Origin of the sequence: Streptomyces sp. PCS3-D2, from assembly GCF_000612545.2 — a bacterium.
GTDB lineage: Bacteria > Actinomycetota > Actinomycetes > Streptomycetales > Streptomycetaceae > Streptomyces.
Genome location: NZ_CP097800.1, coordinates 1,689,022 through 1,702,383 on the forward strand (window position 1 = coordinate 1,689,022; position 13,362 = coordinate 1,702,383).

11 protein-coding genes are annotated in these 13,362 nt (G+C 74.6%); 4 read left to right on the top strand and 7 right to left on the bottom strand.

Translation table 11 applies throughout. The features are described 5' to 3' along the window. Positions 1-13: 13 nt before the first annotated feature. The 5 genes from AW27_RS07030 to AW27_RS07050 form a co-directional block, all read right to left on the bottom strand. Positions 14-928: a dihydrodipicolinate synthase family protein gene (locus AW27_RS07030; RefSeq protein WP_037915205.1), complete on the bottom strand. Its 915-nt coding sequence runs from the start codon at positions 926-928 to the stop codon at positions 14-16. A gap of 75 nt (positions 929-1,003) precedes the next feature. Then, positions 1,004-2,590 carry an FAD/NAD(P)-dependent oxidoreductase gene (locus AW27_RS07035; protein WP_078555728.1) on the bottom strand — a complete coding sequence of 529 codons (1,587 nt, stop codon included), beginning with the start codon at positions 2,588-2,590 and terminating at the stop codon, positions 1,004-1,006. Next, positions 2,571-2,882, bottom strand: a complete 312-nt coding sequence (locus AW27_RS07040; protein ID WP_037915203.1) for a (2Fe-2S)-binding protein — start codon at positions 2,880-2,882, stop codon at positions 2,571-2,573. Before AW27_RS07040 ends, AW27_RS07035 begins: the two co-directional genes overlap by 20 nt. Beyond that, positions 2,882-4,057, bottom strand: coding sequence for an NAD(P)/FAD-dependent oxidoreductase (locus AW27_RS07045; RefSeq protein ID WP_037915200.1), 1,176 nt, complete (start codon positions 4,055-4,057; stop codon positions 2,882-2,884). Before AW27_RS07045 ends, AW27_RS07040 begins: the two co-directional genes overlap by 1 nt. A gap of 81 nt (positions 4,058-4,138) precedes the next feature. After that, entirely contained in the window at positions 4,139-6,523 is a 2,385-nt protein-coding gene (locus AW27_RS07050; protein ID WP_037915196.1) for a collagenase, read from the bottom strand. 135 nt (positions 6,524-6,658) lie between these two features. Between AW27_RS07050 and AW27_RS07055 the strand changes: the two genes are divergently transcribed. Further along, positions 6,659-8,077: an aminopeptidase P family protein gene (locus AW27_RS07055; RefSeq protein WP_078555725.1), complete on the top strand. Its 1,419-nt coding sequence runs from the start codon at positions 6,659-6,661 to the stop codon at positions 8,075-8,077. A gap of 184 nt (positions 8,078-8,261) precedes the next feature. On the opposite strand, the gene AW27_RS07060 is transcribed toward AW27_RS07055, so the two are convergent. Then, positions 8,262-8,660, bottom strand: coding sequence for a RidA family protein (locus AW27_RS07060; RefSeq protein WP_037915190.1), 399 nt, complete (start codon positions 8,658-8,660; stop codon positions 8,262-8,264). Continuing rightward, on the bottom strand, positions 8,657-9,805 hold the full coding sequence (locus AW27_RS07065; RefSeq protein ID WP_037915187.1) for an acyl-CoA dehydrogenase family protein: 1,149 nt from the start codon (positions 9,803-9,805) through the stop codon (positions 8,657-8,659). The genes AW27_RS07060 and AW27_RS07065 overlap by 4 nt, the downstream gene beginning before the upstream one ends. Before the next feature lie 148 nt (positions 9,806-9,953). Here AW27_RS07065 and AW27_RS07070 point away from each other — a divergent pair, with 148 nt between their 5' ends. From AW27_RS07070 to AW27_RS07080, 3 genes are all read left to right on the top strand, one after another. Then, complete coding sequence (locus AW27_RS07070) at positions 9,954-11,612, top strand: AMP-binding protein (RefSeq protein ID WP_037915184.1); 1,659 nt, start codon at positions 9,954-9,956, stop codon at positions 11,610-11,612. A 9-nt stretch (positions 11,613-11,621) separates the two neighbouring features. Next, the gene (locus AW27_RS07075) at positions 11,622-12,422 is read left to right on the top strand and encodes a PaaX family transcriptional regulator (RefSeq protein ID WP_037915181.1); all 801 of its coding nucleotides are present in this window, start codon (positions 11,622-11,624) and stop codon (positions 12,420-12,422) included. Between the two features lie 91 nt (positions 12,423-12,513). Beyond that, a complete protein-coding gene (locus AW27_RS07080) occupies positions 12,514-13,353 on the top strand; it encodes a GNAT family N-acetyltransferase (RefSeq protein ID WP_037915178.1) in 840 nt (279 codons plus the stop codon). Positions 13,354-13,362: the final 9 nt, after the last annotated feature.

A 13,362-nucleotide genomic window follows, 5' to 3' on the forward strand; every position in this document is an offset into this window, starting at 1 on the left:
CCCCTCCTGCTGGTTAGTTCAGTCCCTCGGCGAGGGCCTTCTCGGTGGCGGCGCGGACGGCGGCCTCGGTGTCGCCGGTGAGCGGGAAGCGCGGCGGGCGGGTGGCGCCGCCGGGGCGGCCCGCCAGGTCCATGGAGAGCTTGATGGCCTGGACGAACTCGGTCTTGGAGTCCCAGCGCAGCAGGGAGTGCAGGGACTTGTAGAGCGGCAGGGCGGTCTCCAGGTCTCCGGCGACGGCGGCCCGGTAGAGGGTGGCGCAGGAGCGCGGCAGGGCGTTGGGGTAGCCGGCGATCCAGCCGACCGCGCCCGCGAGCGCGAGTTCGAGGAGGACGTCGTCGGCGCCGATGAGCAGGTCGAGGCCCGGGGCGAGTTCCGCGATCTCGTAGGCACGGCGCACGTCACCGCTGAACTCCTTGACGGCGACGATGGATCCGTCGGCGTGCAGCCGCGCGAGCAGGGAGGGGACCAGGTCCACCTTGGTGTCGATGGGGTTGTTGTACGCGACCACGGGCAGCCCGGCGCGGGCGACCTCGGCGTAGTGGGCGCGTACGGTCTCCTCGTCCGCGCGGAAGGCGTTGGGCGGCAGCAGGAGCACGGAGCCGGCGCCGGCCTCGGCGGCCTGCTCGGCCCAGCGGCGGGCCTCGGCGCTGCCGTAGGCGGCGACGCCGGGCATCACGCGGGCGCCGTCGCCGGCGGCCTCGACGGCGGTACGCACGACGCGCGCCCGCTCCTCGTCGGTGAGGGTCTGGTACTCCCCGAGGGAGCCGTTGGGGACCACGCCGTCGCAGCCTCCCTCGATCAGCCAGGCCACGTGCTCGGCGTAGGCGTCGTAGTCGACGGTGAGGTCCTCGCGCAGGGGGAGCGCGGTGGCGACCATGATTCCGTGCCAGGGACGGGTGCGGGGCGCGGGGGTGTGCGCGTGGGTCATGAGAGGCTCCCTAGTGTGGTGTGTGACATTTTACTAGTGGGTGCGGTGCGGCCACAAGGGCCACGCCACCCCCGATCAGCGGTCGGTGGCGGGAAGTCCGGCGAGGTCGCGCAGCGGGACCGGACAGGAGAGGGGACGGCGGTCCGCGGCGGGTTCCCCTCCGGCCAGGGCGGCGACGGCCGGACCGCACATGCGGCCCTGGCACCAACCCATGCCGGCCCGGGTGAGGAGTTTGACCGTACGGGCGTCCCGCGCCCCGAGGTCACCGGCCGCCTCGCGGATCCGGCCGGCCGGGACCTCCTCGCAGCGGCACACCACGGCATCGTCCCGGAGCCAGCCGGTCCAGCCCGCGCCCGGCCGGTGGGCCGCGGCCATCGCGTCGGCGAAGGCGCGCAGCCGGTCGCGGCGGCGGGCGAGGCAGGTCAGGCGGGCCCCGTCGCCCGGGGCCGGCCGCCCCGGGCGCAGCGCCGCCGCGACGGAGTGCGCGGCCAGCTCGCCTTCGGCCAGGGCCAGCTGGGCACCGCCGATGCCGCCGGTCTCCCCCGCGGACCAGATGCCGGGGACCGAGGTGCGCTGCCCGGCGTCGACCTCCAGGGCGACGGTGCCGTCGAGGCCGGTCCGGGTGGCGCACCCGAGTCCGGTGGCGAGTTCGAGCTGGGGCACGAGCCCGTGGCCGACGGCGAGCGCGTCACAGGGGATCCGGCGGGCGGTGCCGGGCAGCGGACGCCAGTCGCGGTCGAGTCGGGACACGGTGACGGCCTCGATCCGGCCGGTGCCGTGGGCCTGCGTGACGGCGTGCCGGGTCAGCAGCCGGACGTGGCCACGGGCCAGGGCTCCCCCGTAGGCGGCGGCCTCGACGAGCTTGCCGGGATTGCGCAGCAGCGCGGGCACCTGACCCGCGTACGCGGTGTAGGCGGCGGCCTCCACCACGGCGGGCACGGCGGCTCCGGCGGCGGCGAGGGACCCGGCCACCGCGAGCAGGAGCGGACCACTGCCGGCGACCACCACGCGCCGGCCCGGCAGCACCAGTCCGCCCTTGAGCATGGCCTGCGCCCCACCGGCCCCGACCACTCCGGGCAGCGTCCAGCCGGGGAAGGGCAGTTGGCGCTCGTAGGCGCCGGTGGCGACGAGCACGGCGCGGGCCGCGACCGCCGCGGCCCGCTCGTCGGGGGCGTGGCCGGCGACGGCGTGCAGGGTCCAGCCGCCCTCTCGCGGTGCCACCGTCCACACGTGATGGAGCGGCAGGTAGACGATCCGGCCGGCCGACTCGTGGGCGCGCAGGGCGGCCGCGCGGGCCGTGAACTCGGCCCAGCCGTGGTGCAGGGCCTCGGGGCGGGCGGCACCGAGGCCCGGTGCGGGGTGGCGGTAGTACTGCCCGCCGGGGGCGTCGCCCGCGTCGAGGAGGGCCACTCGGAGTCCGAGCCCGGCGGCGGTGACGGCCGCGGCCAGTCCGGCCGGCCCGGCCCCGACCACGGCCAGGTCGACCGGCTCGGCACCGCCCGGCGCGCCGGACCCGGCAGACCCGGCGGACGCGGCGGACGCAGACGGCTGTGCGGACGGCTCCGGGGGCCGGGACGGACCGGCGGACCCGGACGGCTGTGCGGATCCGGGCCGGCCCCCGGCGCGGGGCGGCTCGGCGGGGTCAGACGGCGAGGTCGGCATGGCCGGTTCCCTCCTGGGTGGTGACGGCGTCGCCGGGCCGGGCGGGGACCAGGCAGGCGCGCTGGTTCGGGCGGCCGTTGACGGTGACGAGGCAGTCGTAGCAGCTGCCGATCCCACAGAAGGCGCCGCGCGGCGCGCCGCCCTCCCGGGTGGTGCGCCAGGCGAGGATCCCGGCGGCCCAGAGCACCGCGGCGACGCTCTGGCCGGGCAGGGCGGGCAGTTCACGGCCGTCGAAGGTGATCTCGTACGCGGCCGCCGGGCTGCCGCCGACCAGCGAGCGGGGGCTGCGCATCAGGAGTGCTCCTCGGGGGTGTCGGCGGGGATCGGGCCGGCGCCGAAGCGGTCCGGGCGGAAGGGGTGGGCGGGCAGCGGGGGTTCGGCCCCCGTCAGCGCGGCGGCGATCATCAGCCCGGTGGCCGGGGCCAGGCCGATGCCGGCGCCCTCGTGGCCGCAGGCGTGCAGCAGTCCGGGGCGGCGGGGGTCCGGGCCGATCGCCGGGAGGTGGTCGGGCAGGTAGGGGCGGAAGCCGTGGTAGGTGCGCAGGACCCGCACGCCGGACAGGACGGGGAAGAGCTCCGCGGCCTGGGAGGCCAGCCGGCGCAGCGCCTCGGTCGACAGGCTCCGGTCGAAGCCGACCCGCTCACGGGTGGCGCCGATCAGGACCGGTCCCGAGGGGGTGCCCTCCACCACGGCCGAGGACTGCAGGGCGGCGGAGCCGCTGGCGACGTCCGCGATGTAGTCGGCCGCGTAGACCTTGTGCCGGACCACTCGCGGCAGCGGTTCGGTCACCAGGACGAAGCCGCGGCGCGGGAGGACGGGCAGGTCGGTGCCGGCCAGCGAGGCGATGTGCCCGCCCCAGGTGCCGGCCGCGTTCACCACGGCGGGGGCCCGGAGTTCGCGGCGGGGGGTGCGGACGCCTCGCACGACGCCGCGGTCCAGCAGGACCTCCGTCACCTCCTCGCCGAGGTACGCCGCGGCGCCCGAGGCGGCCAGCAGCCGGGCCGCGGCCTGCGCCGGCTGGACCTGCGCGTCCTGCGGGTAGTGGAATCCCCCTGCCAGGTCCGGGGCCAGGTGGGGCTCCAGGTCGTGCAGGGCGTGCGCGGGGACCTCGACCGCGTCGACCCCGGCCGCGCGCTGGCCCTCGGCGAAGCTCCGCAGGGCCTTCACGGTGGCCTCGTCCGGGGCGACGACGAGCCCGCCCTTGGGCTCGTACTCGACCTCCCGCGGGAGGACCTCGGCCAGTTGCGTCCACAACCGCGCGGAGAGCAGGGCGAGGTCGAGTTCGGGGCCCGCCTCCTTGTCGGAGACGAGCAGGTTGCCTTCGCCGGCGCCGGTGGTGCCGCCCGCGACGGGACCGCGGTCGACGACGGCCACGGAGAGTCCGGCGCGGGCCGCGTAGTAGGCGCAGGCCGCTCCGACGACGCCGGCACCGATGATCACGACGTCCAGAGGATGTCTCTTGAGCACGACAGTAATATGTCACATTCTTTAGTGCCTGCCCAGACCGGTCCCGCGCCCCCCTCGGGCGCGGGACCGGTCCGGTACCCGTCAGCTGCGCAGCGGCCCCTCACAGCTGTAGCTCGACGTCGCGGCGACCTTGTTGCTCCAGATCTCCGGCGGACCGAAGGAGCAGTTCATGTCGGCGAGGTTGTTGGAGGCGGCGCCCGCCCGGTCGAGGATGAAGTAGTCGACCGTCTCCGACATGTCCTTGAAGTTCTGGTCGTCGCTGCGCCAGTTCTTCAGGTTCGCGGTGATCCGGCCCGTGCAGGTGAAGCGGCGCTTGCCCGGGTCGCCGTTCTCCACGCAGTCCGGGGTGTTGTAGGTGGCCGCGGCGAAGGACGACTTCACCGAGGCGAGCGCCGAGTCGCGCAGCTGATCGTTGGGGGTGAAGGAGGTGTTCGGCACGAAGAGCTGATCGACCTTGGCGATCTGGGCGTCCAGGAAGCGGTCGTAGTCGCGCTGGAGGTAGGTGTCGGCCCCCATCCGGTGGCGCCAGGCGTCGTACGCCGCGACGTCGTCGGCGCGCAGGTGGGTGTACATCTCGCGCAACAGCGAGGGCTTCTCGGTCCACAGGAACTCGAAGAAGGTGCCGGCGTAGCTGTAGAAGCGGAAGCCGTCGCCGGCGTAGGTGGCGTTCAGCAGCTGCTCGACGGTCATGCGCGGGCCGCCGCCGGCCGTGTCGCTGATGATGCTCTTCACCAGGGACTTGCGGACGGCGATGCCGTTGTCGCGGGTGGCGCCGTCGAAGAACTCGGCCGTGCCCTCGTCCATGGCGGTCGTGCGGTCGCTCTCGTACCAGGGGCCCTGGCCGAAGAAGCCGGGGACGGCGAAGCGGCCGTTGAGGTAGTGCGTGTACTCGTGACGGAAGAGCTCCTCAAGGGTGAGGGAGGAGTCCTGCGGGACGCGGCGCTGGTAGGTGTAGAAGGTGGCGCCGTTCTCGATGTAGATGCCGCCGTTGTTGGTGTCGTAGCCGGTCAGGATCGGGTGGTAGTTCACGTAGTCGGCGCGGGAGCCGTAGAGCACGATGTTCAGGGTGGCGTTGGGGTCGCCCGCGAGCGGCTGGTCGGTCCCCAGGACGCGGTGGTACTGGGCCTTGACCTGCTTGCTGGCGTAGTAGAGCTGGTCGACGGTGGCCCGGTCGAGGCCGGTGCGGACCTTGATGGCGCCGTTGTCGTAGGTGTAGGTGTAGGGGAACAGCTGCTTCTCGATGTCCTCCCGGCACACCCCGTACGGCGTGCAGGCCTCGTAGAAGTTGAGCCAGGAGACGACCTTGGCCCACGGCTCGCTGCCGTCGCCGAAGCCGGCCTTCAGGGAGCCGAGCATCGCGCCGAGGTCGGCGACGATCGGGTCGCGCAGGCCCTCGACCTGGCCGAAGCGGGCGTACTCGCTGAGCGCGTCGCGCACCACCCAGGCGTTGGCCGTGCCCTTGAGGTGCGTGTAGCCGGAGAAGGCCTTGAAGGCGGCACGGTAGGCGGGGTCGGCGGCCACGGCCGCGTGGAAGGCGGTGTCCTGGTTGCCCGGGTAGACGCCGAGGTAGTTGGTGGAGAGCGCGGCGAGCACGGCGCCCGCCCACGCGGGGTCCAGGTGGGTGGCCGGGTGGGCCGGGTCCATGGTGGCCAGGACCTTTCGCACCAGGCCGAGCTGGTGCTGGCGCAGGCCGGGGCCGGCGGCATAGAGGGCCTCGCGCAGGGTGCGGGCGTTGGCGGGAGTGACGTCGAAGGTCCGCGCCGCGCCTCCGAAGGCGTCGATGGCCTCGCGTATCGCGGCGACCGTCGGGGCGTCGGTGATGTCGATCTCATCGCGCGAGAAGTCGTGGTAGGCGACGGCGTGCAGGTACGTGAACATCTCCTCCAGGTGGGAGGAGTTGCGGCCGTCGTGGGCGGCGGCCAGGGCGGATATCCGGCGGGACACGGCCTGGACGTGCGCGTCCGACATGACCGGGGCCAGGCGGGCGTCCCAGGTCCAGATCAGTCCGCGCAGGCAGCCGTCGGCCAGGACGGCCTGGTCGGCGAGGAAGTCGGCGAACTGCTCGGGCGTGAGGTTCGTGATCCCGTCGAGGGTGCAGGGGACGCCTGCGGCGACGCTCTTCGCGGTGGGTGACAACGCGGCCGCCTTGCCCCGCTTCTCCAGCTCCTGGACCGACCCGCCGGCGGGGGCCGCGCCGGGCACCTGGCCGGAGAGGTTCAGCCCGCCCGGGGCCGGGGCGGGGGCGGGGGCGTTGTCCTTGGCCTCGGCGAAGCGGTCGACCTCGTCGAAGGGGTTCCCCGTGGGGCCGGGGGCCGCGGCGGCGGTTGCGGCGGCCTGAGCGCCCGTGAAGGCGGCGGGGGCCGCGGACTCGGCGGCCTGCGTGGTGCCCTGCGCCGCGGTGGCGAGGAGGGTCACCGCAATGGCGGAGGCGAGGAGGGAAGAGCGCACAGCTCTGTGCTTGAGCACCGAGAACTCCTGTTCGGAGAGGGTGAGGTGGGGGGTGGTGCGTGAACTGCCCTGCGTCACGCGGCGTTTGACGGGGATTAACGTGCCGCGGTGTGAGCTGTAACATAGTAATGTGAAATTGCACTGACAAGACCTATGCGCCCACCAGTTCGCGTCTTCCATGAAGGAGCCCCCGTGACCGAATCCCCCGCCCACCTCAACACGGGCAGCCACGACCGTCCGGTGTCACCGGAGTTGTCCCGGTTCATGGCGGGCGGCTGGGCACCCTCCCCGCTCCCTCCCTCCGCGCGGGCCGCGGCACACGACGTCACCCCGGCCCGCCGGGCGCGGCTTTCGGCCCGCTTCCCGGGCGAGCGGCTGATCGTCCCCGCGGGCGAGCTGACGGTCCGCTCCAACGACTGCGACCACCGCTTCCGCCCGCACAGCGCGTACGCCTGGCTGACCGGCCTCACCGGGGAGGACCAGGCGGGGCACGTACTGGTCATGGAGCCGTCGGGTCCGCACGCGCACGAGGCCGTGCTCCACCTGCGACCCCGCTCGCCGCGAGCCGACGGGGACGGGGAGTTCTACCGGGACCGCCGGTACGGGGAGTTCTGGGTGGGGCGCCGTCCGGACCTCGCCGAGGCGGAGCGCCTGACCGGGATCCGCTGCACACGCCTCGATCCGCTCGGCCCGCCGGAAGGCCGCAACGCGGCCACCGACCCGGAACTCGCCGCGGCACTGTCGGAATTGCGCCTGGTCAAGGACGCTTGGGAGGTAGAGCAGCTGCAACTGGCCGTCGACCACACGACGACGGGATTCGAGGACGTCGTACGGTCCCTGCCGCAGGCCCTGGCGCACCCGCGCGGGGAACGATGGATCGAGGGGGTCTTCGGCCTGCGCGCCCGGGCCGAGGGCAACGGCACCGGCTACGAGACGATCGCCGCGTCGGGCGCCCACGCGTGCACCCTGCACTGGATCCGCAACGACGGCCGGCTGGACGGGAGCGAACTGCTCCTCCTGGACGCGGGCGTGGAGACGGACACCCTCTACACCGCGGACATCACCCGCACCCTCCCGCTGTCGGGCCGCTTCTCACCCGTCCAGCGGCAGGTCTACGAACTGGTGCTGGCCGCCCAGGAGGCGGGCATCGCGGCACTGCGCCCCGGGGCGCGCTTCGGGGACTTCCACCGCGCCGGGATGCGGGTGATCGCCGAAGGCCTGGCCGAGTGGGGCGTCCTGAAGAACGCCGAGGGCGACCTGCACCGGCGGTACACCCTGTGCAGCAGCGGCCACATGCTGGGGCTCGACGTGCACGACTGCGCGAAGGCCCGGGCCGAGACGTACCTGGACGGAGTCCTGGAGGAGGGCCAGGTCCTGACGGTGGAGCCGGGCCTGTACCTCCAGCCCGACGACGAGACCCTTCCCGCACCGCTGCGGGGCATCGGCGTCCGCATCGAGGACGACCTGGTGATCACGGCGGACGGCGCCCGGCTGATGTCGGGCGCACTGCCGCGCACGGTCGCCGGCATCGAGGAGTGGATGTCCGGCCTCCTGGAGGACGGCCACGCCTGAACCAGCTGGGCCCACTGGCCGTCACCTCGATGGCCCGTCGACAGCCGGCGCCGAGCGGTTCGGTGCCGTTCCCGGCGGGACGTGCGGCATGCGGGGCTGGACCGCCGGGCCGGGGCGGCCGACGGCAGAGCACCGTCCCGCCGCCGCGTCCCCGCACCCCGCAGGGACACGATCGGGAACGCCGCTACGGGAGGACCGCCGTGCCGTCGAGTTCGACCAGGGCCTGGTCGTCCCAGAGGCGGACCACGCCGATGACGGCCATCGCCGGATAGTCACGGCCCGCCGCCCGCCGCCAGATGCGGCCCAGTTCGGCCGCGTGGCTGCGGTACGCGGCCACGTCGACCGCGTACACCGTCACCCGGGCCAGGTCCGCCGGGGCTCCGCCGGCCGCGGCCAGGGCCGACAGGAGGTTGGCCAGCGCCGTCTCGAACTGCTCCGGAAGGGTCTCCCCCACCACCTTGCCCGCGCCGTCCAGCGCGGTCTGCCCCGCCAGAAACACCAGCCGCGAGCCCGTGGCCGCCACCGCGTGGGAGAAGCCCGTGGCCGGCGAGAGTTCCGCCGGGTTGATCCGGTCGAGGCTCATCGCCCGGCCACCTCCGCGCCCAGCGCCCCGTACAGCTCCTTCGCGATGATCGTGCGCTGCACCTCGCTCGCCCCCTCGTAGATCCGCGGTGCCCGCACCTCCCGGTAGAGGTGTTCCAGCAGGTGCCCCCGACGCAGGGCGACCGCACCGTGCAGCTGGACCGCGTGGTCCACGACATACTGCGCCGTCTCCGTGGCCAGCAGCTTCGCCATCGCCACCCGCCGCGGCACGTCCGCCCCGCCCCGGTCACAGGCACCGGCCGCCGCGTAGACGAGCAGCCGGGCCGCCTCGGTGCGGGTGGCCATCTCGGCCACCCGGTGCGCCACCGCCTGGAGGTCGCTCAGCGTTCCGCCGAACGCGGTCCGCCCGGCCGTGTGCGCGAGGGTCGCGTCCAGCGCGGCCCGGGCCATGCCCACCGCGAACGCGCCGACGCTGGGCCGGAAGAGGTTCAGGGTGTCCATGGCGACGCGGAAACCCCGCCCCGGCTCGCCGAGCAGGTCCTGCCGTCCCACCGGAACCCCGTCGAAGCGCAGGGACCCGATGGGATGCGGGGAGAGCATGTCCAGCGGCTCCCCGCCGAGACCCTCGCGGTCCGCGGGGACCAGGAAGGCCGACACCCCCTTCGCCCCCGGCCCTTCACCCGTCCGGGCGAACACGGTGTAGAAATCCGCTTCGGGGGCGTTGGAGATCCAGCACTTCTCACCGGTCAGCCGCCAGCCGCCGCGCCCGGCCGCCGCGTCCGGAACCGCGGCCAGCGCCAGCGCCGCCGCGTCCGAACCCGCCCCCGGCTCGCTCAGCGCGAAGGCCGCCACGGCCCGCCCGGCCCGTACCGCGGGCAGCCACCGCTCCTTCTGCGCCTCGGTGCCCGACCGCAGGACCGGGTGCGCCCCCAGGCCCTGGAGGGCCAGCGCGGTCTCGGCCTCCGTACAGCCGTAGGCGAGGGACTCCCGCAGCAGGCACAGCTCCAGCGCACCCGCGGAGAACACCCGCTCCAGCAGGCCCAGCTCACCCAGCGCCGCCAGCAGGGGCCGGTTGACCCTGCCCGGCTCCCCCTTCTCCGCCAGCGGCCTCAGTCGCTCCGCCGCCAGTGCGCGCCACCGCGCGCACCACTCCTCCTGGTCCGCCCCGAGCGCGAATCCGGTCATCCGAATGCCCCCGCTTCTATCGCGTCCTGTTGACTGCCGTCACCATCACGATACGCTCCTTGGAGTACCTCCCGGCGGTCGCCGGGAGAAACGACCGCACGGCCGGCCCCACCCCACTCCGGACCGCTGCAAGGGGGGCGAACCCGCCTTGGACCTCAAGCCTTCCGCTCACGTCGACACCTTCGCGCGCGACCATCTGCCACCAGCGCAGGCCTGGCCGGAGCTCCTCTTCGATCTGCCCGAACTGGCCTATCCGGACCGGCTGAACTGCGGGGCCGAGCTGCTCGACGCGACCATCGCCCGGTTCGGCCCCGAGGGCGCCGACCGTCCGGCCCTCCGCGACGGCGCCGGCGAGGTGTGGACGTACGGCGGGCTGCGCGACCGCGTGGACGGCCTCGCCCACGTGCTGACCTGCGACCTCGGCGTCGTCCCCGGCAACCGGGTGCTCCTGCGCGGCCCCACCGGCCCCTGGCTCGCCGCCTGCTGGCTCGCGGTCATGAAGGCGGGCGCGGTGGCCGTCACCGTGCTGCCCCAGCAGCGCGCGCAGGAGCTGGCTACCGTGTGCGAGATGGCCCGGGTGCGGCACGCCCTGTGCCACGCGGACGTCCTGGACGACCTCGTGAAGGCCGAGGTGCCGGGGCTGCGGATCACCGCCTACGGCGGCGGCGCCGAGGACGACCTGCTCCGCCTGGCGCGGGCGCACCGGGGCAAGCCCTTCCCCGCCGCCGCGACCTCCGCCGACGACGTCGCCCTGATCGCTTTCACCTCCGGCACCACCGGGCGGCCCAAGGGCTGCATGCACTTCCACCGCGACCTGCTCGCCGTCGCCGACACCTTCTCCCGCCATGTGCTGCGGCCCCGCCCCGACGACGTGTTCGCGGGCAGCCCGCCCCTCGGCTTCACCTTCGGCCTGGGCGGACTCGTCGTCTTCCCGCTGCGCGCCGGCGCCTGCGCGCTGCTGCTGGAGGACGCGGTGCCGCGCCGGCTGCTGCCCGCGCTCGCGGAGCACCGGGTGACGGTGCTGTTCACCGCGCCCACCGCCTACCGGACGATGCTGGACGCCCTCGGCCCGTACGACGTGGGCATGTACGACCTGTCCGCACTGCGCCGCTGCGTCTCGGCCGGGGAGAACCTGCCCGCGGCCACCTGGAAGGCCTGGTACGAGCGCACCGGTCTGCGCGTGATCAACGGCATCGGGGCGACCGAGCTGCTGCACATCTTCATCTCCGCCGCCGACGAGGACATCCGCCCCGGCACGACCGGCCGGGTGGTGCCCGGCTGGCAGGCGCGCGTCGTGGACCGGTCCGGACGTCCGGTCCCGGACGGCGAGCCGGGGCTGCTGGCCGTGCGCGGCCCGGTGGGCTGCCGCTATCTGGCCGATCCCCGGCAGGCGGAGTACGTGCGGGACGGCTGGAACCTGACCGGCGACACCTACGTGCGCGACCCGGACGGCTACTTCCGCTACGTCGCCCGGGCCGACGACATGATCATCTCCGCGGGCTACAACATCGCGGGCCCGGAGGTGGAGGAGGCCCTGCTGCGCCACCCGGACGTGGTGGAGGCCGCGGTCGTGGGCCGCCCGGACGAACGACGCGGGCAGATCGTCGTGGCGTACACCGTCCCCCGTGAAGGGGCCGTCCTGACGGAGGACGCCCTGCGCACCTTCATGCGGGCGGAACTGGCCCCGCACAAGTGCCCGCGCTCCTTCGTCTTCCTGCCCGCGCTCCCCCGGACCGCCACGGGCAAGCTCCAGCGCTTCCGGCTGCGCGATCAAGGATCCGGGCCCGACCGCCGGGACACCCCCTAGAGTGAAGCCGTGGTCGAGCAGCACACTCCGCGATCCCTGATCGTCACGTTCTACGGAGCCTACGGGCGGGCCTTCGAGGGCCCGGTCCCGGTGTCCGCGCTGGTACGCCTGCTGGGCGCGGCCGGAGTCGACGCCCCGTCGGTCCGCTCCTCGGTGTCCCGGCTCAAGCGGCGCGGCTTCCTGCTGCCGGCGCGCGCCGCGGACGGCTCGGCGGCGTACGGGCTCTCCGCAGAGGCGCGCCGGCTGCTGGACGACGGCGACCGCCGCATCTACGGCGGCCCGCAGCCGTCGGACGCATGGCTGGTGGCGGTCTTCTCCGTGCCCGAGCAGGAGCGGGCCAAGCGGCACCTGCTGCGCTCCCGGCTGGCCGGCCTCGGCTTCGGGGCGGTGGCGCCGGGCGTGTGGATCGCCCCCGCCCGGCTGGCGGAGGAGACCGCGCACACGCTGGAGCGGCTGCGCCTGACGCCGTACGTGGAGCTGTTCCGCGGCAGCCACCTCGGCTTCGCCCCGGCCGCCGAGGCGGTGGCCCGCTGGTGGGACCTGGCCTCGCTGGCCAAGCAGCACGAGGAGTTCCTCGATCTGCACGAACCGGCCCTGCGCGCCCTCCAGTCGGGCCCGCGGCCGACACCGGAGGATGCCTACCGCGGCTACCTCCTCGCACTGGACAGCTGGCGCCGCCTGCCGTACGCCGACCCGGGCCTGCCGCGCGAGCTGCTCCCGGCGGGCTGGCCGGGCGACCGGTCGGCGGCCGTCTTCGCCGAACTCCACGCCCGGCTGCGGGACATCGGGGCGGAGTTCGTGGAGCTGTAGGCCGGACCGCGTGCTCCGAGCGCCGCCGCCGGGCGCGCCGCTCACGGGAAATGCCGGTGCGCGCGGCGGCACGGCCGCGGCAGGATGAGCCATGACCTGGACCTTCACTTCCGACCTGGCCGCCTACCGGACCGCGGCCGGCCCGGCCGTGGCCGCGCGGCCCGTGCCCAACACCCTGCTGCTGAGCGTGGCCGACGCGCTGGAGCGGCGCGGGCTGCACGCCTTCGGCCCCGGCGCCCCCGTCTTCGGCTGGTGGACCAATCCCGACGGCGCCGTCTCCGGCGCTCTGGTGTGCACCCCGCCGCATCCGCTGCAGCTCGGCGCGCTGCCCGAGGAGGCGGTGCGCGCGCTGGGCGACGCACTCACCGCCGAGCCGCTGCTGGCCGGGCTCCGGGGGATCAACGCCCGCCGTCCGGACGCGGAGGCCCTGGCACAGGCCTGGGGCCGGTCCACGGTCATCGCCGAGGAGCAGCGGCTCTACCGGCTGGCCGGGCTGGTCGCCCCGCAGCCCTCCCCGGACGGCCGGGCGCGGGTCGCCACCGAAGCCGATCTCGCGCTGCTCGTCGAGTGGCTGGAGGCGTTCCACGCCGAGGTGGGGATACCGGCCGGCTCTTCCGAGGCGCAGGTGCGCGACCGGCTCTCGTACGGCGGGCTGCTGCTGTGGGAGGACGGCGGCGCCCCTGTCTCGCTGGCGTCCTTCTCCCGTCCGGTCGGCTCCACCTCCCGCGTCGGGCCGGTGTTCACCCCGGCCCGGTTCCGGGGCCGCGGGTACGCCGCCGGCGTCACGCACGCGGTGAGCGAGGCGGCGTACGCGGCCGGCGCCGCGGAGGTCGTCCTCTTCACGGATCTCGCCAACCCGACGAGCAACGGCGTCTACCTGCGGCTGGGCTACCGGCCGGTCGAGGACCGGGCCCGGATCGTCCCGGCCTGAACCGGTCGC

Excerpts from the sequence above, each read along its gene's own strand:
- AW27_RS07030 (WP_037915205.1), bottom strand. The coding sequence starts at position 928 with ATGACCCACGCGCACACCCCCGCGCCCCGCACCCGTCCCTGGCACGGA.
- AW27_RS07035 (WP_078555728.1), bottom strand. The coding sequence starts at position 2,590 with ATGCCGACCTCGCCGTCTGACCCCGCCGAGCCGCCCCGCGCCGGGGGC.
- AW27_RS07065 (WP_037915187.1), bottom strand. The coding sequence starts at position 9,805 with ATGACCGGATTCGCGCTCGGGGCGGACCAGGAGGAGTGGTGCGCGCGG.
- AW27_RS07040 (WP_037915203.1), bottom strand. The coding sequence starts at position 2,882 with ATGCGCAGCCCCCGCTCGCTGGTCGGCGGCAGCCCGGCGGCCGCGTAC.
- AW27_RS07055 (WP_078555725.1), top strand. The coding sequence starts at position 6,659 with ATGCGCCCACCAGTTCGCGTCTTCCATGAAGGAGCCCCCGTGACCGAA.
- AW27_RS07080 (WP_037915178.1), top strand. The coding sequence starts at position 12,514 with ATGACCTGGACCTTCACTTCCGACCTGGCCGCCTACCGGACCGCGGCC.
- AW27_RS07060 (WP_037915190.1), bottom strand. The coding sequence starts at position 8,660 with ATGAGCCTCGACCGGATCAACCCGGCGGAACTCTCGCCGGCCACGGGC.